Here is a 21,956-nt window from a genome sequence, read left to right on the forward strand (position 1 = left end):
GGACCGCCCGGGCCGCCCCGCCCCCACCGGGTCGCGGCACGCCACGCGCGGGAGGGGCATGAACGGCACCATCTTCGCGCTGCTACTCCTCGCCACCTGCGCCGCCGTCGCCTGGGCGGTGTGGCCCCGCGGTAATTCGCGTGCCGGCGCCGCCCCCGCCGAAACCCCCGTCGTCGCCGCCCCAGCGCCGCCGCCGGAGAGCGCCACCGCCGGTACGCCGCAGCCCGTGCCCACCAGCCACGACGCCGGGCCGCCCGCCCTCGAACCCCCCGCCCCCGAAGCCCCCGAGGCCCGCGGTGCCGACGAGCCCCGACGTACGGCGCCGTCGCGCGCCGCCGACCAGCGGGGGCCACGATCCAGCCTGTTCGCCTACGGGACGGTCGCCGCCCCCCGCGGGCGAGCCGAGCCCGACGCGCCGCACGAGGGCGGCGTGCCGCCCCACACCGGGGACTACGCCTGCGTCCACGCCGCGACCACCGGCTTCTCCGCCGCGCGGGAACGGATCGTCGAGCTCGCCGTCGTGCACTGCGACGCCACGGGCGCGATCCAGGACACCTGGACCACCCTGGTCGACCCCCGCCGCGACGACATCGGCGGCGCCGCGCTGCACGGCATCGCGCCCGGGATGCTCCCGGGCGCCCCGGCCTTCGCCGACGTCGCCACTGAGCTGCTGACCCGCTGCGAGGAGCGCGTGGTGGTGGCCCACAACGCCGGCCTGCTCGAGGCCTTCCTCGCCGCCGAGTTGCTGCGCGTCGGCGTGCTCGCTCCCACCCTCCCCGCGTTCGACCTGTTGCGGATGGCACCGCTCGCCGGCCCCGCCCCCAACGTCCGCCTCGCCACCCTCGCGCGCCGGGCGGGCCGCCGCCGCGACGTACCCTCCTCGGCCCTCGACGACGCCACCCTCCTCGCGGCGATCCTGCCAGGCGTGCTCAACCGCCTCGGGGACCGCATCGCCTACCCCGTCGCGCCCTCGCCCCGCACCGCGCTCTCCACCACCCCGGTGGGCCGGCACCGGAGGACTGCCCCGACGCTGCCCCGCCCGGCCGGCACCACCGGCATGCCGCCGAACGGCTGGCTGGCCGACCTCATGACCGACCTCGCCATGAGCGCCGCCGAGGGGCACGACCCGCGGCTCGCGGCGTACCTCGACGCGCTCACCACCGTCCTGCCCACCGGCCGCATCGTCGCCGACGAGGTCAAGGAGTTGACCGGCGCGGCAGTCCGGGCCGGGTACCCCGCCACCCAGCTGCACGCGGTCCTGGAACGGCTCCTGGAGTCGGTGCGGGTGGCAGCCTTCGCGCGCGGCGCGGTCACCCAGGACCAGGTCCGGCACCTGCGCGCGGCCGCGCTCTCGCTGGGCATCCCGACGTACTTCGACGATCTCGTCCAGGCCCCGCCGCCGCCCGCCCCGACCCCCGGATCGGGCACGTTCAGCCGGCCGGTCCGCAAGCCGCCGCCCCCCGCGCCGCCCCCGCAGGCGCCGCGCTGCGGCCACTGCCTGCAGCCGGGCCACTACACGGCGGCCTGCCCGAAGCTGCGCCGCCGCGGCGGCGGACGGGGCCCGATCGGCGGCGTCCCGGGGCTCGGCCCCATCGACCCCATCAGCCCGATCTGACCCCGTCGAGGCCGACAGCCGGACCCATCCGGGCGCCGAATCTCGTTCAGGTCCACCGGCGCCCTGCCGACAGGGAGCCAGGCAGGAAGGACCCCACCATGAACGTGAATTCAGCCGACAGCTCGGCATTGGTTTCCGAGGTGTACGAGGAGTACCAGCGGTACGAGCGCTACCTCGCGCTGGCCTTCGGGCTGGGCACCGTCGTCGTCGTCTCGATGCTGTGCCCGGGCGCGACCTGGGCCGCGTCGGCCGCGCTGCTGCTCGGGATCTGGGCCGCGTTCCGCCGCTACCACCTGGCCGTGCACCGCTATGTGGGCTCCCCGAGCCCCGACACCGACCAGGCGCTGCAGCTGTGGGGCACGACCGCCCAGGCCTGCATCTGGGGCGCGATGCCCATCACGCTCGCACTGCTGGTGCTTCAGGTCAGCGCCTGAACTACGGAGCGCTGGAACGTTATGGCGGTGGCGGTGGGATTTGAACCCACGGTGGAGTTGCCCCCACACACGCTTTCGAGGCGTGCTCCTTTGGCCGCTCGGACACGCCACCGCGGACCAGGGTACTAGAGGCGCAACCGGCCACGAAATCCGTTCCCGGCAGGTCCAGTCAGCGCCGCTCGCCGAAGAAATCCACCAGTAGCGCGGCGCATTCGGCCTCGCGGACCCCGCCGACGACCTCGACCCGGTGCAGCGCCCGCCGATCGCGCACCACGTCCCACACCGACCCGCACGCGCCGGCCTTGGGATCCCAGGCGCCGAGCACGATCCGGGCCACCCGCGCCAGCGCGGCGGCCCCCGCGCACATGGGGCACGGCTCCAGCGTGACGACCAGGCTGCAGCCGTCCAGGCGCCAGGTCCCCAGCGCACCCGCCGCCGCCCGCAGCGCCACGATCTCCGCGTGACCGGTCGGGTCGCCGCACGCCTCGCGCACGTTGCGGCCCTCCCCCACGACCCGCCCGGCCGGATCTACGACCACGGCCCCGATCGGCACGTCGCCGGTCGCGACCGCGCCGCGCGCCAGTTCCAGCGCGCGCCCCATGCCCGCCGCGTCGCGTGCGTCGACGCCGAGGCCGCGCCGCGGCTCGCCGTACGGCTCGCTCCCGCGCGCGGCGTCGTACGGCGAAGGGGGTGGCGAACTCACGCGCTAAGTTTCACCCATGCGCCTCCACGTGGCCGACCACCCGCTCATCAACCACAAGCTCACCTACCTGCGCGACAAGAACACGGACAGCCCCACGTTCCGGCGGCTCGCGGAGGAACTGGTGACGCTGCTGGCCTACGAGGCCACCCGCGATGTCCGCGTCGAGCCCAAGCCGATCGAGACGCCGCTGTGCCCCACGACGGGGGTCCGGCTGGCCAGCCCGAAGCCGGTGATCGTGCCGATCCTGCGCGCCGGGCTGGGCATGCTCGAGGGCATGACGCGGCTGCTGCCCAGCGCCGAGGTCGGCTTCCTCGGGATGGTCCGCGACGAGGAGACGCTGGAGGTCACGACGTATGCCAACCGCCTCCCCAAGACCCTCACCGGCCGGCAGTGCTACCTCGTCGACCCCATGCTGGCCACGGGACATTCGCTGGTGATGGCGCTGGACTACCTGCTGCAGCTCGGCGCGGACGACGTCACCGCGGTGTGCCTGCTCGCGGCGCCGGAGGGGATCGAGCACGTGCGGGCGACGTACGACGGCACGGGCGTCTCCGTCCAGCTCGTGGTCGGCGCCGTCGATGATCACCTCAACGAGAACGGTTACATCGTGCCCGGGCTGGGGGACGCGGGCGACCGCCTGTACGGCGTGGTCTAAGTCGTACGTCGTGGTCTGACCAGCTCAAACGCACCCCCACTGGCTCAGCCAGCCACCAGGCCCAGCTCCAGCGCCTTCAGCACCGCCCGGGTCCGGTCCCGGGTGCCCAGCTTGAGCAGCACCGCGCTGACGTGGTTCTTCACAGTGCCCTCGGCCAGGTGCAGCCCTTCGGCGATCTCCCGGTTCGAGTAGCCGGCGGCCATCAGGCGCAGCACGTCCAGCTCCCGGTCGGTCAGGTGCGGGTCGATCCACGTGGCGGGCTGCTCGTCAGACGGGGCGACCGTCCCGGAGACCAGCCGATCGAGCAGCGCCGCTGTCACGGCCGGCTGCACGAGCCGTCCGCCGGCCGCCAGGGTCCGCACCGCCTCGACGAGCTGGTCCAGAGTGACGTCCTTGAGCAGGTACCCCCGCGCCCCCGCCCGCAGCGCCCCCAGCACCGCGTCGTCGTCGTCGAACGTGGTCAGCACGAGGACGGGTGGCGGTTCCGGCCATTTCGCCAGCTCCGCCAGCACGCCGTGCCCATCCAGGCGGGGCATCCGCAGGTCGAGCAGCACGACGTCCGGCCGCGCCGCCCCGATGACGGCCAGCCCCTCGATCCCGTCGCTGGCCTCCCCGACGACCTCGATCCCGGGCGCCAGCTCCAGCAGCTGCCGAATGCCGAGCCGCACCAGCGTCTGGTCGTCCACCAAGACGACGCGGACGACCGTGTCGCCGCCGGCCGCGCCGGCCGCCGCACCCGCGGCCGCGCCGCCCGCACCGGCGCCCGGCGCCCCGCTCACGGCCGCTCCGGCAGCCGCGCGACCACGCGAAACCCCTGCTCCGGTGCGCCCGTCGCGGTGACCAGCCCGCCCAGCCGCGCGAACCGTTCCCGCATCCCGGTCAGCCCGTTCCCGGCGACCACCTCGCCGGCGCCGCGACCGTCGTCGACGGCCCGCAGCACGACCTCGCCGTCCTCGCCGATCACGTCGAGCCGCAGCTCGCGCGCCCCGGAGTGGCGGGCGGCATTGGTGATGGCCTCCTGCGCGGCGCGGACGAGCGCGTCGAACGCCGCAGCCGACAGCGCCGGCAGGTCCCGCACCCGGACCACGACGCGGGGCGCCGGCACCGCGCGGGCCAGCTCCCGCAGCCGAGCCTCCAGGGCGGCGCCGTCATACGACGTACCGGCTTGGTCCGCACCAGCCTCCCCGCGCCAGCCGGCGACGACCGCCCGGACGTCGGCGAGCGTGTCCTTGGCGAGCACCCGGCACCGCTCCACGGGCTCGGCCGCCGGCGTGCCCGCGGCCAGGTGGGTCGCCGCCTCCAGGTGCAGGGCCAGCCCGGTGAGCTGGTGTCCCACCTGATCGTGCAGGTCCCGCGCCATCCGCAGCCGCTCCTCGGCGCGGCTGGCCTCGGCCAGCGCCGCCTGCGCGGCGGCGAGGTCTTGCCGCGCCAGGTATTCGCGGCTGGTCGCCGCCACCATGACGAGGGCGAAGAGCTGCATGCCCAGGTAGGCCAATCCCCAGGTCAGCGCCGCCACCAGCGAACCCGGCTCGCCGACGGCGTACATCATCGCCGCGAGCGCGGCGGCCTGCCCCACGGCGACCGTGCCGGCGAGGACCGTCGAGGCGGCGTAGGCGACGCTGGTGATCGCGATGACCGCAAAGATGCCGTTGGTGCCATAACTCGGCTGGAGCACCAGCAGCACCCCGAACAGCGTTACTAGGACCACGGCCTGCAGCCGGTCGAGCCACGCCGGCACGGCCCGGGCGTTCAGGAGGAACACCACCAGAAACAGCACCGCCGTCGCCAGCCACGCCGCCACCCGCGGCTCCCCCACCGAGCCGTCCACGGCCACCGGCAGGACCCCGGCCAGCCAGGCCGCCGCACCGGCCGCGACACCGAGGTAATCGAGCGTCGCGTCGGAGATCTCCCGGTCGCGCGCCACCGGTGTGCTCATGCCTTCAGCGTAAACATCCGCAAGCAGCCCAGGTCAGTGCCGGAAGTCATGGCCCGGACCCAGAATCTGCCCGGCGGAGCGGCGCGTCGGCGCGGGCCGCTGTGCCAAGCTCGGGCCATGGCTTTGGCGCATGACTTCCCCACCCATTGGGAGGCCGACGTCCTGCTCATCGACGGTGGCACGGCGCGGATCCGACCGATCCGCCCGGACGACGGCGATCGCCTCGTGGCGATGTTCGAGAAGATGAGTGAGGACTCGCGCTACATGCGGTTCTTCTCCCCGAAGAACGCCCTCACCGACTATGAGGTGCACCGGTTCACGGACGCCGACCAGCTGCAGCGCGTCGTGCTCGTGGCCACGCTCGGCGAGGACATGATCGGCACCGGCGGCTACGACCGGATGTCCGACGACGAGGCCGAGGTCGCGTTCATGGTCCCCGACGACCAGCAGGGCCGCGGCGTCGGGACCCTGTTGCTCGAGCACCTCGCCCAGGCCGGAAGGGAGCGCGGCGTACGGCGGTTCGTGGCCGAGGTTCTCCCCGAGAACGGCCAGATGCTCCGGGCGTTCCGCGCGGCGGGTTACCAGATCAGCCAGGGTTTCGCGCAGGGGCTCATGCGGTTCGAGTTCCCCATCGCGCCCACCCGGTCATCGCTCAGCGTGATGCGGTCGCGGGAGCACCGCGCCGAGGCCCGCTCCATGCAGCGGTTCTTCGCGGCCCGCAGCGTCGCGGTCTTCGGGGCGAGCCGGCAGCCGCACAGCATGGGGCAGCGGCTCGTGCGCAACCTCGTCGTCGGCGGCTTCACCGGCCGCGTGTACGTCGTGCACCCCGAGGCCGACGCGGTCCTGGGGATCCCCGCGCACCGGCGGCTGGCCGACATCTCCGACCACATCGACCTCGCCATCATCGCCGTCCCCGCCGATCAGGTGAACGACGTCGCGCTGGAATGCGCGCGGCACGGCGTGCACGGCCTCGTCGTCGTCTCGAGCGGCTTCGCCGAGGCGGGCCCCGAGGGCATCGCCCGGCAGCGCCGGCTGCTCGACATCACCCGCGGCTACGGGATGCGGCTCGTCGGGCCAAACGGCCTCGGCGTCATCAACACCGACCCGACGATGTCCCTCAACGCCACCGTGTCGCCCCTCATGCCGCTGCCCGGCCGGGTCGGGTTCTTCTCCCAGTCCGGCGCGCTCGGCATGGCGATCCTGCGCAACGTGGCCGGCCGCGGCCTGGGGCTGTCGACCTTCGTCTCGGCGGGCAACCGCGCCGACGTCTCGGGCAACGACCTGCTGCAGTACTGGGAGGAGGACGAGGCCACCGACGTCGTCCTGCTCTACCTGGAGTCGATCGGCAACCCCCGCAAGTTCTCCCGCATCGCCCGCCGGGTCGGCCGCAACAAGCCCGTCGTCGCGGTCAAGTCGGGCCGGGCGGCCCTGGGCGGGGCGCCGACCTGGCACCGGGTGCGCCGCTCGCTGGCGCCCGCGGCGGCCTGGGACGCGATGTTCCGCCAGGCCGGCCTCATCCACGTGGACACCCTGGACGAGATGTTCGACGTGGCGCAGCTGCTCGCCTACCAGCCGCTGCCCGAGGGCCCACGGGTCGCGCTCATCGCGAACTCCGACGAGGTCCTGAACCTCGCCGCCGACGCTCTCGTCGGGGCCCGGCTCGTCGTCGAGCACACCCACCGCCTGCCGGTCTCCCCGACGGGTCGCGAGTTCGAGGCGGCCCTGCGCGGCGCCATGCACCGGCCGACCGTGGACGCGGTCTTCGCCGTCTACTCCCCGCCCCTGGAGGAGCGCAACGAGTCCGTGGCCGAGGCGATGGCCGCGGTCGGCCGGGAGAGCCACAAGCCGCTGCTCACGACGTTCCACGCCGAGCGCGGCGTGCCCGAAGCGCTGCGGGTCATCGACGCCAACGGGGGGACGGCCCGCGGCTCCGTGCCGTCCTACTCCGCCCCCGAGAGCGCCGCGCGGGTCCTGGCGCACGCCGTGCAGTACGCCGAGTGGCGGCACCGCCCCGTCACCCCCGTGCCGACGCTGGAAAACGCCGACGCGGACGCCGCCAAGGCGCTCGTCGAGGCCTGGCTCGCCGAGCACCCCGAGGGCGGGGACCTCGGCAACGCCGCGACGACGGCCTTGCTCGCGACGTACGGCGTGCACCTGAGCCGCACCCGACCGGTCTCGACGCTGGAGCAGGCGCGCGCCGTGGCGCGCGAGCTGCCCGGCCCGCTCGTCCTGAAGGCCACCGACGTGCAACTGCGGCGGCACCCGTTCGTGCGGCACCTGCGCACGGGGCTCAGCGGCCCCGACGAGGTCGCGGCCGCGTGGCGCTCGCTGACCGAGGAGATCGGGGAGGCGGCGACCGCGACGTACGTGTTGCAGGAGCAGGTCGGCCCCGGCCTGCCCATGTCCGTCGCCACCACGGAGGACCCCTCCTTCGGCCCGATCCTGTCGCTGGGCCCGTCGGGGCCGGCGTCGGAGCTGCTGGGCGACATCGCCTACGGGATCCCGCCGCTGACGGAGTTTGACGCGTACGACATGGTCCGCGGGCTGGGTTCGGCGCCGCTGCTGCTGGGGTACGGCGGCAGCCCCGCACTCGCCGTCTCCGCGCTGGAGGACCTGCTGCACCGGCTGGGCCAGCTCAACGAGGCGCTCGTGGAGCTCACCCACCTGGAACTCGCGGTCATCGTCAGCGTGGACAAGGTGGCGGTGCTGTGGGCGGCGGCGCACGTCGCGCCCCCGGCGCACGACCGCGCCGACGGCAACATCCGCCGCCTGTTCGTCGCGGACGTCGACCCGAGCTAGCCGCAGGCTGCTGGCCCGAGCTAACCGCGCTCGCCCCCGCAGGGGTGCCGGAAGTCATGGTCGCAGGTCGTGACGGCAGGCACGCGCGCCCCCGTCCGGCCTCGCCGTACGGTCGAAAGCATGGACACAGTGCAGGCCAGGGGGCTGCGGAAGACGTACGGCGACACCCGCGCCGTTGACGGCATCGACCTGTCAGTGCCCGCGGGTCAGGTCGTGGCGATCCTCGGCGCCAACGGAGCCGGCAAGACGACGCTCATCGAGATGCTGCTGGGGATGCGCCGGCCGGACGCCGGCGAGGTGGCCCTCTTCGGGCAGCGGCCCGGCTCCCGGGCGGTCAAGGCCCGGGTCGGGGCGATGCTGCAGGACAGCGACATCCCGCAGAGCCTCACGGTGGCCGAGATCGTGGGGCTGGTCGCGACGTATTACCCGCGGGCAGTCGACGTCGGCGGGGCCCTGCGCCGGGCCGACCTGACCGCGAAGGCGGACACCCGGGCGAATCAGCTGTCCGGCGGCCAGCGCCAGCGGCTCTCGTTCGCGATGGCGATTGTCGGCGCCCCCGACCTGCTGTTCCTCGACGAGCCCACGGCGGCGCTCGACGTGGAGGCGCGGCGGGCGTTCTGGGAGCAGGTGCGGGGGTACGCCGCAGAAGGGGTCACCGTGTTGTTCGCGTCCCACCACATGGGCGAGGTCGAGGCGCTCGCCGACCGGGTCGTCGTCGTGCACCGGGGGCGGGTCGTCGCCGACGACACGCCGGCCCACGTGGCCGGAGCCGTCGCGACCCGCCGGATCAGCCTCACCACGGACGTTCCGGAGTCGCGGTTGCGGGAGCTGGTGGGCACGGTGGCGGTGCACCGGTCGGGCACGGGCGGGATCGCGCCGGACGGGCTGACCGACGGCCTGGCGGACGGGCCGGCCGACGGGCTGACGCGGTACGACATCGACTCCACGGCCCCCGAGCAGGCCGTGGGCGCGCTTTTCCGCGGCGGCGCGCGGGTAGACCGGCTGGTGGTCGGGGACGCCGACATGGAGACGGCGTTTCTGCACCTGATCGGGTACGCGGCATGAACGCCGCCCAGCTCCGCGCGCAGGTCGCGGCGGAGCTGCGGCAGATGGTCCGGGTGCCGGAGTACGTGATCGGTGTCGCGGGGGTCCCCGTCATCCTCTACGCGATGTTCGGCCTGTCGAACGCCGGCACGCTGCTGCCCGGCGGCACCGACGTGGGGGCGATGCTGGTGGCGTCCTTCTCCGCGTACGCCGTGGTGTCGCTGGCGATCTTCACGTACGGCGTCGACGTCGCCGGCGAGCGCGGCCGCGGCTGGTTGCGGCGGCTGCGGTGCACGCCGATGCCCATGTGGGCGTACTTCGCGGCCAAGATCGTCTCCGCACTGGTCCTGGCGGTTCTGGTCTACGCCCTCGTCTGGGCGCTGGCGATCGCGGGTGCGAAGGTGCCGTTCGACGCGGCGCGGGCGGCGCGCACCCTCGCGGCGCTGCTCATCGGCGTCGTGGCGTTCGCGCCGATGGGCTTCGCGCTGGCGTTCTGGGCGCGCCCGAAGGCGGCGGCCGCGATCGGCAACCTGCTGTTCCTCCCGCTGTCGTTCGTGTCAGGATTCTTCACCTCGCTGAGCAGCCTGCCCCAGTTCCTGCGGGACGCCGCGCCATGGCTCCCGACGTACCACTTCGGGCTGCTGGTGTGGGGCGGCGTCGCGCCCGCCGACGACGTGCGGCACTTCAACGGCATGCAGACCGCGGGCCCCGGGCCGCAGCTTGCCTGGCTGGCGGCGACGTTCGTCGCATTCGGTGCCCTGGCGGCCTGGGGCTACGCCCGGGACGCCCAGCGCGAACGAGACTGAGCCCCCTCGGCGGGAGGCAGCGTAACTGCACCCACCAGCGGTGTGGCGCGCGGGGTTCGGCGACAGGACGACCTAGGCTGCCACTGGACGTTTCTGCCCATCCCGCCCACGAGCGACCGGAGTTCCCGATGCCGTCCCAGGTCAAGAAGGTGCTGCAGTGGATCTTCTGGATCTTCCTGATCTACGCCATCTTCACCTCGCCAGACCGCGCCGCCGACATCGTCCGCTCGATCTGGGACATCATCGCGAACGGATTCCACAACCTCGCCGTCTTCTTCGACCGCGTGCTGCAGCGGTGAGCTGACGTGGGCGCCAACGGCGGGGTAGGGCACCGGCCGCGGGCCATCGAGCGTTTCCTCCTCTCGGGCGAGCGATGCGTCGTCGCCGTGCGGCGGCACTGGATCGTCGTGGCGGAGCCGTGGCTGACGGCGGTCGGATCGCTGCTGCTGGTGGCGTGGTTGACGTTCGACGTGGCCGACCCGCGGGCCGGCCGGCCCCTGGACGTGCTGTGGTGGCTGTGGTTCGCGCTGCTGGGGCGCGCGGTCTGGGCGAGCTTTGATCACCGGCGCACGTGGTTCGTGGCGACGGACCGGCGCCTGCTCATGGTGTACGGCTTCCTCGTCCGCAAGGTCGCGATGATGCCGCTCGCCAAGGTGACCGACATGAGCTATCACCGCTCCCCGCTGGGGTGGGTGCTCGGCTACGGCACGTTCGTGCTGGAAAGCGCGGGCCAGGACCAGGCCCTGCACACGATCGACCACGTCCCGCACCCGGATCCCGCCTACCGCGCGATCGTCAGCGAGATCTTCCACAAGGACGTCGACGCGGAGGTCCCAAGCGTGGACGACGACGGTGAGTACGGTCGCGACGACGGCTCAGACGATGGACCCGCCGACGACGACCCGACCCAGCGGTACGCCCTGTCCCCCGACGACGCGCAGCGGTGGGGCGATCGGCTCCGCGGTTTGGGCCGGGGCCGCGGACCGGCCTACGCCCGACCGCATCCCGACCCCTCGGTGGGGGCGCAGCACCGGGTCAACCCCGACGGCGAGTACATCTATCGCAGCGACGGCACCCGCGACGACGACGAGCGCCGGGACCAGCCCCGGGACTCGACCGGCTACTGGGGCTGAGCCCCCGGCTACAGCTGCTGCCCGGGCACCCCAGCGCCGGTCGGCGGGAGCTGCGGATTCTCCGCCGCGGCCGGAGGCTTCCCGGCCACCTCGTCCAGCGCGTTCTCCTGGGCGGCCTCGTCGGCCCGCTCCTTGTCCCGCCGGGCGCGCTCCTCGGGCGAGAGGATGTTGCGAGGGCTGAGCAGCTGGTAGTAGCCCAGCGCGTTGCCCCAGTTGTCGGAGAAGTTCGCGAAGCTGACGACGTCCTGGACGACGACGATGTCCCCCACCGGGACCTCCGCCGTCGTGAGCCGCTTGACCGCGGTCTCGATGTGCTCGACCTCGAGGCGCACCCGCGCGTTGTTCGCGCCGGGCCGGTCGTGGCCGGTCGAGATCTGCAGCCACGCGCCGGGGCAGATCTGCCACTCCAGGAAATCGTCGAGCGGGGCGGTGTCCGGGCCGTGGCCGAAGACCTGGGTATAGAAGTCGAGAACCTCGGTGAAGTCCCCGGCGTTGAGGGCGATGGTCAGGCCCCGGACGTCTGCCATGCCCACCAGATTAAGGCACGGGCTCAGGTTCACCCGCGACGACGCCGAATGGGGGGCGTGACGATTCAACAGGTGATGCTGTTCGCGACCCCCTCCGCGCTCGCGGGGATGGCCATTCTGTGGGCGACGGTGCACCTGGTCGGGAAGAACCGTACGGCGAGCGTCCGCGACGGCCTCTTCCTCGAGCTGGCGATGCCGCCGGAGTGGGCGCTGGACCTGGCCCAGGCGCAGTTCGCGTACGCCGACTGGAAGCCGGCCCCCGGCGACGGCGCGGTCAACCGCCAGCACGTGCTGCCCGAGCGGCCCGGCCTGTCGGTGGAGGCCGTGGCGCGGCCCGGCGGCGGCAGTGACGTCCACATCTGGATGTCGTCCTGGACGTTGCGGCAGGGCGTGGTGCGGTACGCCGGCGTGGCGCGCCGTCAGATGAACGCGCTGGCCGACGTGTTGGCGGCCGCGGACCGCAGCTACGAGGGCCCGATCCCGTCGTCCAGCCACAACCAAGAGGTCCTCGACATGCTCCAGGCGCGCGACGGCCGGCGCGAGTCCTCGGCCGCCTGAGCCCTCAGTCAGGCGCCAGTCAGGCGCCCGGGACCGACAGCGGGTCGAACCCGTACGGCAGTTCCAGCCGGTGCGCCGCCATCAGTTCGGTGTCGGCCAGCAGCTCCCGAGTCGGGCCGTCGGCGACGATCCGGCCGCCGTCCATGAGGAGCGCGCGAGGGCAGAGCTGCAACGCGTACGGCAGGTCGTGCGTGACCATCAGCGTCGTCACCTCGAGCCCGACCAGGATCTGCGCCAGCTCGCGCCGCGAGGCGGGGTCGAGATTCGACGACGGCTCGTCCAGCACGAGCAGCTGCGGATTCATCGCCAGCACGGTCGCGACGGCGACCCGGCGCCGCTGCCCGAAGCTCAGATGGTGCGGCGGCCGATCGGCGACCTCCGACATCCCCACCTGGTCGAGCGCGTCGTCCACCGCCGCCACCAGCGCCGCCCCCCGCAGCCCCAGGTTCGCGGGACCGAACGCCACGTCGTCCCGCACCGTCGGCATGAACAGCTGGTCGTCGGGGTCCTGGAAGACGATCCCGACGCGGCGGCGAATCTCGGCCAGGTTCTCCCGGCGTACCGGCAGTCCCCCGATCGCCACCCGACCCGCCCCGGCACCCCCCGCGACCGCACCGAGGATCCCGTTGAGGTGCAGGACGAACGTCGTCTTCCCTGCGCCGTTCGGGCCCAGGAGGGCCACCCGCTCGCCGGGTTCGATCCGGGTGGTCACCCCGTAAAGCGCCTGCCGCCCGTCCGGGTAGGCGAACGCAAGGTCCCGGACCTCCACCGCGGGTACGTCGTCGCCTGGTCCCGTCGCGCTCACCCGGCCATCATCCTCGCGGCGACCAGCACGATCGCGGCGGCCCCCGGAAGCAGCGCGCAGCGCAGGAGGTCACGACGGTACGTCGAGCGGGGCGAGCCGGACCCGAGCGGACCAGGCACCCCCGACCCCGTGAGCTCGTCGAGCCGCGGCATCCGCCCGGCGTACCCCCGCGAGGCCATCGCCAGCTGCACCCGCTCGCCGCGCTCGTAGCTGCGCACGAACAGCGTGCCGACGCCGCCCGCGACGGCGGCGAGGTGACCGGCCCGGCCGCCCGCGTACCCCCGGGACTCCCGCGCCACCCGCATCCGGGCGGCGTCCCCGGCGACGACCGAGACGTAGCGGACCATGAACGCGGCGATCGCCACCAACGGCGCGGGCAGCCGCAGCCGCTCCAGGCCGACCAGCAGGTCGCGGACCTGCGTGGTGGCGGCCAGCACCACGGCCGCGACGACGCCCAGCGTGGCCTTCGCCGCGATGGCGAGGCCGCCGACGAGTCCCGCCTCGGACAGCGCCAACGGGCCGAGCTGCACCGTGGGCCGGCCGGTCACGAACGGCATCAAAGCGGCAAAGAGCAGGAAGGGCGCGTCGATCAGGCTGCGCCGCGCGACGAGCGAGGGCGGGAGCTGCGCCAGGATCACGACGGCGAGTAACAGGAGGGCGTATCCCAGATAGGGCAGCCAGCCCCGCGAACCCAGCTCGGCAGGAACGGGGGTCGCGACCACGACGAGCGCGAACCCCAGCAGGGCCAGGAGCTTGCCGTGCGCGGGCAGCCCGTGCAGCGGGCCGTGGCGGTGGACGACCAGGCCATCGCCGATGCCGTGGGTGTGCGGGCCGCTCACCGCCGGGAGAGCTCGGAGGCGCGGCCGGCGTCGGCTGCTTCGGCCGGGCCGGCGTTGCTGCGGGCGTGGCTCCGGGCGCGGCGCCGGCCGACGAGCCACAGCGCGGCCGCGCCGAGGGCGAGCGTGATCAGCACCCCGATGACCCCCGCGATCGAGGTGGCGAGGGGGCCGTCGAGCCCGCGCAGGGCGTACTCGGCGAGGGGGGACCCGGCCGCGGCGGATTCGTGCGCCGATCCGCCGAAGCCGAGCTCCTCCCCCACGTATTCGAGGCCGTCGGGGTGGCCACTCGCGGCCAGCGACAGCAGCCCCGCCACCATGAGCGTGACCAGCCCGCCGGAGGCGAGGAAGCCGCGTGTGCCGGCGCCTCCGGCGCGGTGCGCCCCCGTGCCGGCAGTGGCGTCGCGTCCCGCCGGGGTCGCGTCGGCGGCGACCGTACGGCGGGTGCCGTCCGCGGCCACCAGGATCAGGTCGGGGCGGGCACCCCGGGCGGCGTACACGAGGTCCGGCCGGGTGGCGACGACGGCGCCGAGGATGGCGGCGGTGATGATCGCCTCCCCGATCCCGATCAACAGGTGCCAACCGATCATGGCGGTGGCCAGGGCGGGCAGTGGGATCGCGACGGTGCCGCCCACGACGTACAGGGCTGTGAACACGAGCGCGGCGGTGGGCGTCGAGATCGCGGCGCCCACGGCGGCGGCCGGGACGACCGAGCGCGGCCGGCGGGGCAGGGCGCGCAGCAGGATGCGCGTGAGGCCGTACCCGACGAGGACCGTGACGATGCCCATGACCAGCACGTTCGTGCCTAGGGCGGTGAGCCCGCCGTCGGCGAAGAGGAGGGCCTGGACGAGGAAGACCACGGTCATCACGAGGATCGCGGTCCATGGGCCGACGAGGCAGGCGGCGAGAACCCCGCCGAGGAGGTGCCCAGACGTCCCCGCCCCCACCGGGAAGTTGATCATCTGCGCGGCGAAGACGAACGCGGCGGTGAGCCCGGCCAGCGCGGGCCCGGACTGGCGCAGCTCGGCCTCGCTGCGGCGCAGGGACAATCCGACCGCGCCGACGGCGATCGCCCCGGTGGCGAGGGAGGTGGGGGCGTCGAGGAAGCCGTCGGGTACGTGCATACGGGCATCCTGGTCTTATTGCGAGTTCTTCGCAACAACTGGCCCAGGCCCCAGGCTGTCCGCTTTTCCCGGAACCGCGCCCGCGCCGTTCGACCCTCTGGCCGAGCCACCCGTCCGACTGGCGGGTCAATTACCGGCCGGTTACGGGGTGGCGACGCCGGGGTTTCGGTAGCCTGCGCGCGTGTCGACTCCTGCCGACCCGTCCCAATCTTCCCTTCCTGTCCAGCCAAGGAGGTCCCGGCATGAGCGTCATGCGGACCAAGACGATCGAGCAATCGATCGCGGAGACCGACGAATCCGAGTTTCAACTCAAGAAACGCCTCACGGCCGTCGACCTCACGGTGTTCGGCATCGGGGTCATCATCGGTGCCGGCATCTTCACCCTGACGGGGCGCGCGGCACAGGCGTACGCCGGTCCCGCCATCGTCATCAGCTTCGTCGGCGCCGCGCTGGCCTGCGGCCTCGCCGCGTTGTGCTACGCGGAGTTCGCGTCGACGGTGCCGGTGTCGGGGTCCGCGTACACGTTCTCCTACGCCACGCTCGGTGAGCTGGTGGCGTGGATCATCGGGTGGGACCTGCTCCTCGAGATGATGCTCGGCGCGAGCGTCGTGGCGCAGGGCTGGTCGCAGTACTTCGTGGTCTTCCTCGGCCGCCTGGGCGTCACGTGGCCCGAAGCCATCGCCCCCGGCGCCACCTTCGACGCCCCGGCGTTCATGCTGGTGGTGGTGCTGACGGCGCTGATCGCGTACGGGATCAAGGAGTCCCTGCGGGTCAACCTTGTGCTCGTGGCGCTGAAGCTGTTCGTCGTGCTGTTCGTCATCGTGGCCGGCTTCGGCTACATCAACTCGGCCAACTACACCCCGTTCATCCCGGACGCGGTGCCCGCGGCCGAGGTCGGCGGCAACTGGCTGACCGCCCCCCTGATCCAGGTGATCTCGGGCTTCTCGCCCACGACGTACGGTTGGGGCGGCATCTTCGCCGGCGCCTCCATCGTGTTCTTCGCCTACATCGGCTTCGACGTCGTGGCGACGACCGCCGAGGAGGCCGAGAACCCGCAGCGCGACCTCCCCATCGGCATCATCGCGTCGCTGATCATCTGCACGATCCTGTACGTCGCCGTGGCCCTCGTCATCACCGGCATGGTGCACTACGACCACATCAACCCCAAGGCCGCGCTGGCCACGGCGTTCGAGGACGTGGGGCGGGGTGGGTACGCGACGTTGATCGCGGCCGGCGCCGTCGCCGGTCTGTGCACCGTCGTCATGACGCTGATGATCGGCGCCACCCGCGTGACCTTCGCGATGTGCCGCGACTGGCTGCTCCCCGCGAGCTGGGGCCGGACGAACCCCAAGACCGGCACGCCGATCAAGCTCACCGTGGCCATCGGCACCGTCGTCGCCCTGATCGCCGGGTTCACCCCGATCGGCAAGCTCGAGGAGATGGTCAACATCGGAACGCTGACCGCGTTCATCCTGGTCTCGCTGGCGGTGCCGGTGCTGCGCAAGAAGCGCCCCGACCTCAAGCGCTCGTTCACCGTGCCGTTCAGCCCGGTGTTGCCGATCCTGTCGGCGCTGGCCTGCTTCTGGCTGACCCTCAACCTGTCGGTGGAGACCTGGTTCCGGTTCCTCATCTGGATGGCGATCGGCTTCTTCATCTACTTCGGCTACTCCTACCGGAACTCGCGGCTGGCCAAGCACGCGCACTCGGCGGAGTACGAGGACGTCAGCCACCACGAGCACCACGGCGGCAACCCGGCCGCCGGCGGCCACTTCTGAGGGCTGTCGCAGTTGGTCGTTCGTCCTGTAAAGTGAAGAGGCCGCCTTCGCCAGGGGCGGCAATCTGGCGGTGACGCGCCAGGGATGACCGTCGAGGCCCCCTCCCCTTAGGGAGGGGGCCTCGATGCTGCTCGGGCGGCAACGTCCCCGGCTGTGGGGGGAACCCTGCGTTTCGCGCGGCAAAACGGGCCGGCGCGGGGCGGAGGTGGCAGAGTGATGAACGTCGTGTGGAGACCACGTGTCCGTCGATGCATCGCATCGAGAGGCTCCCTGGGACCTCGCAGACCGGGGCCGCCGCCTCTGGGCGTCCAGGGGCGCAACCGGCTCCGTCCTCGGGCACTTCCCGCGATGGCGGCCCGCCGCAGGCCCTGGCCTGCGGCGGGCCGCGTCATGCCGAGCGATCAGTCGCCGCGCAGCGACCGCAGCACCAGCGGCAGCTGGGGCGGAAGTTCGCTGGCGAGGAAGCCGATCCGGCCGTACCGCATGGCGAGGGCGTCACCGGCGGCCGCATGCACGTACTTGGCCCAGACCAGCGCCTGGGCCAGCCCCGCACCGCGGCTGAGCAGGCCCACGGTGGCGCCGGCCACGACGTCGCCGCTACCGGAGGTGCCGAGCCCGGTGTCGCCGGTGGTGACCTGCCAGACGCGGCCGTCCCAGGCGACCCAGGTGTCGCAGCCGACGACGGCGCCGTACCGCTGCGCCGCCTCCAGCGCCGCGTCGACCACCCGGTCGTCGGGGATCTCGTCCCACTCGACGATGCGGCGCAGCTCGCCGGTGTTGGGAGTGAGGACGACGCGGCCCCGGAGCGTCTCCTGCTGGGCCACGGTGAGCTGCGGCAGCACGGTCAGGCCGAAGGCGTCGAGGACGACGGGCACGTCGTCGGGCAGGACCGAAAGGACCTCGGCGAGCAGCTCACCCGAACCCTGGGCGTCGGTCAGTCCCGGGCCGACCAGGATCGCGTCGGACCGCTCGATCTCCCTGCGCAGCAGGTCGGCGACCCGCTTCCCCGTCACCGCGCCGTCCGCGTCCTCGGGCAGGGAGGTGGTGCCGCATTCCGGCAGCGCGACGGCGATGTGCGGGGCGATGCCCTCCGCCGCGCCGATGCTGAGGCGCCCGGCGCCCATCCGCAGCGCTGACGTCCCCGCCAGCAGCACTCCCCCTGGCGTCGACCGGGAGCCGCCCACGACGAGGACCTGGCCCCGGCTGTACTTCGATCCGCTCGGCTCCGGCAGCGACCACGTACGCAGGAGCGCCGGGGTGATCAGGGTGGGACGGTCGGTGCCGCCGCCTGCGACGTCGTCGGGCACGCCACCGTCGTGGTACGTCGATCGGCCGTCGCTCGCGGTCCGTGACTTCGGGGGGGACTTTGCCGTCGACTTCGCGGTCGACGTGGATGCCGCATCAGGCATTGCTGCCGCCGACCTCGTCGGAGGCGCCCGGCTGGTCGGTCACGGCGACGCCCGCTGCGCGCAGGTGGCTGTCGAGGTTGTAGTCGGTGACGACCCAGCCGGTGGGCGAGTCCTCGTCGCGCAGCAGGCGGCAGATCGCGGCGTTGCGCAGGCCGTTGGTCTGCGCGCGGTCGAGGACGGCCTGCTCGTCCAGCCCCTCGGCGACGTAGCAGAACAGGAGGATGACCACGTCGTGCGCGGTGAGGAGGACGCGCTCGTGCTTCTCGGTGTTGGCGAGGTCCGTCAGCACCGCGCGGACCCGGCCGGCCACGTCCGCCCAGGACTCCCCGCCCGGCGGCCGGTAGTAGAACTTGCCGATCCAGGCGCGCCGCTCGGCCTCCTCCGGGTACTTCGCCCGGATCCCCGCCCCCGTCAGCTGGTCGGTGATGCCCATGTCGCGGTCGCGGAGCCGCTCGTCGACGCGGAAGTCCAGGTCGCAGCTCGCCACCTGGAGGGCGATCTCGGCGGTCTGGCGGGCGCGCCGGTACGGGCTCGTCCACACGATCTCCGGCCGCTCGTCCGCGGGCAGCGCGCTGATCCACCGGCCGACCGCGCGCGCCTGCGCCTCGCCCGTCGCGGAGAGGACGACGTCGGGATCACGAGCCGGTACGTCGATGCGGTCGAGCCTGTCTCGATCCGCGGCCTCGGCAGCGACATTGCCCACGGACTGGCCGTGGCGGACGAGGACCAGCTGTCGGAGCGGCATCGTGCGAACATACCCCGCCCCGGGTAGCCGCGCAGCTCAGGACGATTCGGTCGCATCGCCGCTCGCGACCGCCGCTGTCGTCAGCTGCCTTCTCAGCGCTCCGGAGGGATCTGGCCGGCGTGGATCACGCGCTGGGCGCTCGCACTCCACGTGAAGGTCGATATCGCGACCCCGGAGGCGTTGGCCGTGCCCTCGTTGCCCACGCGGTAGCGGTACTGAACGCGGATCGCCGACCCGGACAGGCGTGTCACCGTCGGATAGAAGCCCCGAGCGTTCTTGAAGGTTGTCCCCAGGAACTCGCCGCGGTGGAACAGCATGATCTGGTACGGGGAAGAGCCGGTTGGGCCGGGGATCCCGAGCACGACCCAGGACAGGTCGGCGCACGGGTCGTAATTGCTCAGCTCGTGCTCCAACAAGACCCAGTCCCAGCCGTCACCGTCGCCGAACCGAGGCACCTTCGGCAAGGCGGCGGCCGCCGCCTGGCGGGCCGACGTGGTCGCGCAGCCGGGCGCTCCGGGGGCGGGCGCCACGGGGGCCGCCGGCACCGGCGCCGGGGCCGCGGGGACGGGCGCCGAGGTGGTCGCCGCGGCCGGCGTACTCGTGGCGACCGGCGCAGCCGCGGTCGGGGGCGCCGGCAGGACCGAGGACGTCGCACTTGCTGCGGGGGTCACCGCCGCGGCGGGGGCGGCCGCGGGCGATTGGTGCGTCTGCCACCACCAGCCGCCGACGAACGCCGCCACGATCAGCGGGGCGAGGACCGCCACGAGGACGAGGGCCATCCTCGACGAGGTGCGCGCCTCGGGCACGACCAACGGCGCAGTCGCCGCTACCAGCGGCGCCGTCGCCACCGGTAGCGTCTCCGTCGCACCCGCTCCGCAGGCCTGGCAGAAGCTCGCACCGTCAGCTCGGGCCTGTCCGCACTGCGCGCAGAAGCCACCGCCATCGTTCCCGGCCATGATTCCTCCATCCCTGGCACGCACCAGCTCACCTGGTGGGGCCGTCCTGGCCCGCACTTCAGTTATCGGCCAAAACGGCCGCGTCGCCAGACTTGTCGGACGACCGCTTGACTCGCCCGGGCGGCCCCACCACGTTCGGCCTCTCGCGCTGCGACCCGGGCGACAACCCCGTAGGCTCGCCGCTTACTCAGGGCCCTACCACCAGAGCCGAGGAGCACCGATGACCTTCCCCTCCCGCCCACCCCTTGACGGGGACTCGTTCCCCACGCTCGTCACCAATGCGCGGCTCGATCTCGCGACGGAGCGTCACGACCCGGTGTCCGGCCTGCTGCAGATGGTCAACGGGGTGTTGGACAGTCTCGACCAGGTCGAACTCGGCGAGACCCCGCCGGCTACGGCGTACGACGCGAGGTGGGAGTGACTCATGAAGCCCTACGAGATGAACGCGCTCCAGGCCGGCGAGGCGATCCGCAGCAAGCAGCTGTCCCCCGTCGAGCTCGTGGATTCGGTGCTGGAGCGGATCGAGGCGGTGGACGGGCGGGTCGGCGCGTACGTGACCGTCACGGCTGACCTCGCCCGCGCTGCCGCGGCGACGGCCGCGGACGAGATCGCCGCGGGTCGGTACCGCGGCCCGCTGCACGGGGTCTCCGTCGGCGTGAAGGACCTGGTGGACACCGCCGGCGTGCTCACGACGTCGAGTTCGCGGACGATGGCCGGCAACGTCCCCACCAGCGACGGCGCCGTGGTCGAGCGGCTGCGGGAGGCCGGAGCCGTCATGGTCGGCAAGACGCAGACGCACGAGTTCGCGTTCGGCGTCATCACTCCGACCACGCGCAACCCGTGGAATCTCGACCACATCCCCGGCGGGTCGAGCGGCGGGTCCGGGGCAGCGCTGGCGGCGGGCATGTGCCACCTCGCGATCGGGACGGACACCGGGGGTTCGATTCGCATCCCGTCCGCGGTGAACGGGGTGGTGGGGTTGAAGCCGACGTACGGGCGGGTGTCCCGGCGTGGGATCGCGTCGCTGAGCTGGAGTCTGGACCACGTGGGGCCGATGGCGCGCACGGTCGCCGATGTGGCGGCGATGCTCCAGGTCTTGGCCGGGTACGACCGCGCCGATCCCGCCACCGTGGCCGAGCCCGTACCTGACTACTCGGCCCAGCTGACGCGCGACCTCGCCGGGGTCCGGCTCGGCCTGCCGAGGAACTACTTCTTCGACAACACCGACCCGGCCGTCGAGGCGGCGGTGCGGGCTGCGGCGGAGGCGCTCGCAGGTGCCGGGGCCGAGGTGGTGGAGGTGGACGTGCCGCTGCCGGCGGCGTACATGCCCGCGGAGTACGCGCTGTTCATGTCCGAGGCCAGCGCCTACCACCAGCGCCGGCTCCGGGACCAGGCGAACCATTTCGAGCCCGACGTACGCCTGCTTCTCGAGGCCGGCGAGATGATCCTCGCGACGGATTACATCAAGGCGCTGCGGGTGCGTACGCTGCTGCAGGCCGGCTGGCGGGACCTCTTCGCCACCGGTCTCGACGCGGTCATCGCCCCCACGCTGCCGAACGTCGCGGCGAAGGTGGGCCAGGAGCAGTTCACGCACGGCGAGCCCGAGGCGATCATCGATTCCTACGTGCGCACCAGCGCTCCCGGCAACCTCACCGGCCTGCCCGCGCTGTCCGTGCCGTGCGGCTTCTCCGACGACGGCCTGCCCATCGGCCTGCAGATCATCGGCAAGCCGTTCCGCGAGGCCGAGGTGCTCGGCCTCGGCGCCGCCTGGGAGCGCCTTAACCCCGCTGCGGGGAGGGTGCCCGAGCTGGCGTAGTCGAGGACGGTACGTCGGGTGCGCCGGCGCAGGTTCCCGGGCTGGCGTTGCCGACGACCGTACGTCGGGTGCGCCGGCGGGCTTCCCGAGCTGGTGTTGCCGACGACGGTACGTCGGGCGTGCCGGCGCGGGTGTCTCGACGCTGAGCGAGCGACCGCACGACGGGGCGCGTCCCGGGATCTGGTGGCGTGGCCCGGCGATGCTTGTCGCTGGTCGGGGCCCCTGACCCGGCGCTCCCCGGTCCCGCACGCCACCGGCGGCCTGCGGGACTGGGTCCGTC

At 73.1% G+C, this 21,956-nt stretch carries 22 protein-coding genes and 1 tRNA gene; 12 read left to right on the forward strand and 11 right to left on the reverse strand.

Annotation, left to right across the window (positions count from 1 at the left end; translation table 11 throughout):
- The first annotated feature begins 58 nt into the window (after nt 1–58).
- Together IPK37_04105 and IPK37_04110 are read left to right on the forward strand one after the other, a co-directional pair.
- Nucleotides 59–1,615: a hypothetical protein gene (locus IPK37_04105; GenBank protein ID QQS01622.1), complete on the forward strand. Its 1,557-nt coding sequence runs from the start codon at nt 59–61 to the stop codon at nt 1,613–1,615.
- A gap of 98 nt (nt 1,616–1,713) precedes the next feature.
- Entirely contained in the window at nt 1,714–2,049 is a 336-nt protein-coding gene (locus IPK37_04110; protein ID QQS01623.1) for a hypothetical protein, read from the forward strand.
- Between the two features lie 22 nt (nt 2,050–2,071).
- Here IPK37_04110 and IPK37_04115 read toward each other — a convergent pair.
- Together IPK37_04115 and IPK37_04120 are read right to left on the reverse strand one after the other, a co-directional pair.
- Nucleotides 2,072–2,161: transfer RNA gene (locus IPK37_04115), tRNA-Ser, on the reverse strand.
- A gap of 57 nt (nt 2,162–2,218) precedes the next feature.
- Nucleotides 2,219–2,650 carry a nucleoside deaminase gene (locus IPK37_04120; GenBank protein ID QQS02660.1) on the reverse strand — a complete coding sequence of 144 codons (432 nt, stop codon included), beginning with the start codon at nt 2,648–2,650 and terminating at the stop codon, nt 2,219–2,221.
- A gap of 118 nt (nt 2,651–2,768) precedes the next feature.
- On the opposite strand from IPK37_04120, the gene upp reads away from it, so the two are divergent.
- Nucleotides 2,769–3,407 carry a uracil phosphoribosyltransferase gene (gene upp, locus IPK37_04125; protein ID QQS01624.1) on the forward strand — a complete coding sequence of 213 codons (639 nt, stop codon included), beginning with the start codon at nt 2,769–2,771 and terminating at the stop codon, nt 3,405–3,407.
- A 44-nt stretch (nt 3,408–3,451) separates the two neighbouring features.
- On the opposite strand, the gene IPK37_04130 is transcribed toward upp, so the two are convergent.
- Together IPK37_04130 and IPK37_04135 are read right to left on the reverse strand one after the other, a co-directional pair.
- On the reverse strand, nt 3,452–4,186 hold the full coding sequence (locus tag IPK37_04130) for a response regulator transcription factor (GenBank protein ID QQS01625.1): 735 nt from the start codon (nt 4,184–4,186) through the stop codon (nt 3,452–3,454).
- Complete coding sequence (locus IPK37_04135) at nt 4,183–5,343, reverse strand: sensor histidine kinase (GenBank protein ID QQS01626.1); 1,161 nt, start codon at nt 5,341–5,343, stop codon at nt 4,183–4,185. The genes IPK37_04130 and IPK37_04135 overlap by 4 nt, the downstream gene beginning before the upstream one ends.
- 117 nt (nt 5,344–5,460) lie before the next feature.
- Between IPK37_04135 and IPK37_04140 the strand changes: the two genes are divergently transcribed.
- From IPK37_04140 to IPK37_04160, 5 genes are all read left to right on the forward strand, one after another.
- A complete protein-coding gene (locus tag IPK37_04140; GenBank protein ID QQS01627.1) occupies nt 5,461–8,142 on the forward strand; it encodes a GNAT family N-acetyltransferase in 2,682 nt (893 codons plus the stop codon).
- A 120-nt stretch (nt 8,143–8,262) separates the two neighbouring features.
- Entirely contained in the window at nt 8,263–9,207 is a 945-nt protein-coding gene (locus IPK37_04145) for an ATP-binding cassette domain-containing protein (protein ID QQS01628.1), read from the forward strand.
- The gene (locus IPK37_04150; protein ID QQS01629.1) at nt 9,204–9,992 is read left to right on the forward strand and encodes an ABC transporter permease; all 789 of its coding nucleotides are present in this window, start codon (nt 9,204–9,206) and stop codon (nt 9,990–9,992) included. Before IPK37_04145 ends, IPK37_04150 begins: the two co-directional genes overlap by 4 nt.
- Before the next feature lie 128 nt (nt 9,993–10,120).
- Nucleotides 10,121–10,291, forward strand: a complete 171-nt coding sequence (locus tag IPK37_04155; protein ID QQS01630.1) for a hypothetical protein — start codon at nt 10,121–10,123, stop codon at nt 10,289–10,291.
- 6 nt (nt 10,292–10,297) lie between these two features.
- Nucleotides 10,298–11,125: a PH domain-containing protein gene (locus IPK37_04160; protein QQS01631.1), complete on the forward strand. Its 828-nt coding sequence runs from the start codon at nt 10,298–10,300 to the stop codon at nt 11,123–11,125.
- A gap of 8 nt (nt 11,126–11,133) precedes the next feature.
- On the opposite strand, the gene IPK37_04165 is transcribed toward IPK37_04160, so the two are convergent.
- Complete coding sequence (locus tag IPK37_04165) at nt 11,134–11,652, reverse strand: VOC family protein (protein ID QQS01632.1); 519 nt, start codon at nt 11,650–11,652, stop codon at nt 11,134–11,136.
- Nucleotides 11,653–11,709: 57 nt separating this feature from the next.
- Between IPK37_04165 and IPK37_04170 the strand changes: the two genes are divergently transcribed.
- Nucleotides 11,710–12,210: a hypothetical protein gene (locus tag IPK37_04170; protein ID QQS01633.1), complete on the forward strand. Its 501-nt coding sequence runs from the start codon at nt 11,710–11,712 to the stop codon at nt 12,208–12,210.
- A gap of 19 nt (nt 12,211–12,229) precedes the next feature.
- Here IPK37_04170 and IPK37_04175 read toward each other — a convergent pair whose 3' ends face one another.
- From IPK37_04175 to IPK37_04185, 3 genes are read right to left on the reverse strand one after another with little or no spacing between them, the layout of a single operon-like run.
- Nucleotides 12,230–13,015, reverse strand: a complete 786-nt coding sequence (locus IPK37_04175) for an ABC transporter ATP-binding protein (protein ID QQS01634.1) — start codon at nt 13,013–13,015, stop codon at nt 12,230–12,232.
- Nucleotides 13,012–13,818 (reverse strand): cobalt ECF transporter T component CbiQ, encoded by an 807-nt coding sequence (cbiQ, locus tag IPK37_04180; GenBank protein QQS02661.1) that lies wholly within the window; start codon nt 13,816–13,818, stop codon nt 13,012–13,014. The genes IPK37_04175 and cbiQ overlap by 4 nt, the downstream gene beginning before the upstream one ends.
- Before the next feature lie 32 nt (nt 13,819–13,850).
- Entirely contained in the window at nt 13,851–14,975 is a 1,125-nt protein-coding gene (locus tag IPK37_04185) for an energy-coupling factor ABC transporter permease (GenBank protein QQS01635.1), read from the reverse strand.
- Nucleotides 14,976–15,217: 242 nt separating this feature from the next.
- Here IPK37_04185 and IPK37_04190 point away from each other — a divergent pair, with 242 nt between their 5' ends.
- A complete protein-coding gene (locus IPK37_04190; protein QQS01636.1) occupies nt 15,218–16,750 on the forward strand; it encodes an amino acid permease in 1,533 nt (510 codons plus the stop codon).
- Between the two features lie 401 nt (nt 16,751–17,151).
- Here the strand turns inward: IPK37_04190 and IPK37_04195 are convergent, their stop codons facing one another.
- The 3 genes from IPK37_04195 to IPK37_04205 all read right to left on the reverse strand — a co-directional run bounded on the left by IPK37_04195 (nt 17,152) and on the right by IPK37_04205 (nt 19,860).
- A complete protein-coding gene (locus IPK37_04195) occupies nt 17,152–18,159 on the reverse strand; it encodes an NAD(P)H-hydrate dehydratase (GenBank protein QQS01637.1) in 1,008 nt (335 codons plus the stop codon).
- Nucleotides 18,152–18,904 carry a histidine phosphatase family protein gene (locus IPK37_04200; protein ID QQS01638.1) on the reverse strand — a complete coding sequence of 251 codons (753 nt, stop codon included), beginning with the start codon at nt 18,902–18,904 and terminating at the stop codon, nt 18,152–18,154. Before IPK37_04200 ends, IPK37_04195 begins: the two co-directional genes overlap by 8 nt.
- A gap of 92 nt (nt 18,905–18,996) precedes the next feature.
- On the reverse strand, nt 18,997–19,860 hold the full coding sequence (locus IPK37_04205) for an LppP/LprE family lipoprotein (GenBank protein QQS01639.1): 864 nt from the start codon (nt 19,858–19,860) through the stop codon (nt 18,997–18,999).
- 220 nt (nt 19,861–20,080) lie between these two features.
- On the opposite strand from IPK37_04205, the gene IPK37_04210 reads away from it, so the two are divergent.
- Both IPK37_04210 and IPK37_04215 read left to right on the forward strand, forming a co-directional pair.
- Complete coding sequence (locus IPK37_04210; GenBank protein ID QQS01640.1) at nt 20,081–20,281, forward strand: hypothetical protein; 201 nt, start codon at nt 20,081–20,083, stop codon at nt 20,279–20,281.
- 3 nt (nt 20,282–20,284) lie between these two features.
- Entirely contained in the window at nt 20,285–21,676 is a 1,392-nt protein-coding gene (locus IPK37_04215; protein QQS01641.1) for an amidase, read from the forward strand.
- Nucleotides 21,677–21,956 lie beyond the last annotated feature (280 nt).

The organism is Austwickia sp. (assembly GCA_016699675.1).
Taxonomy (GTDB): Bacteria; Actinomycetota; Actinomycetes; order Actinomycetales; family Dermatophilaceae; genus Austwickia.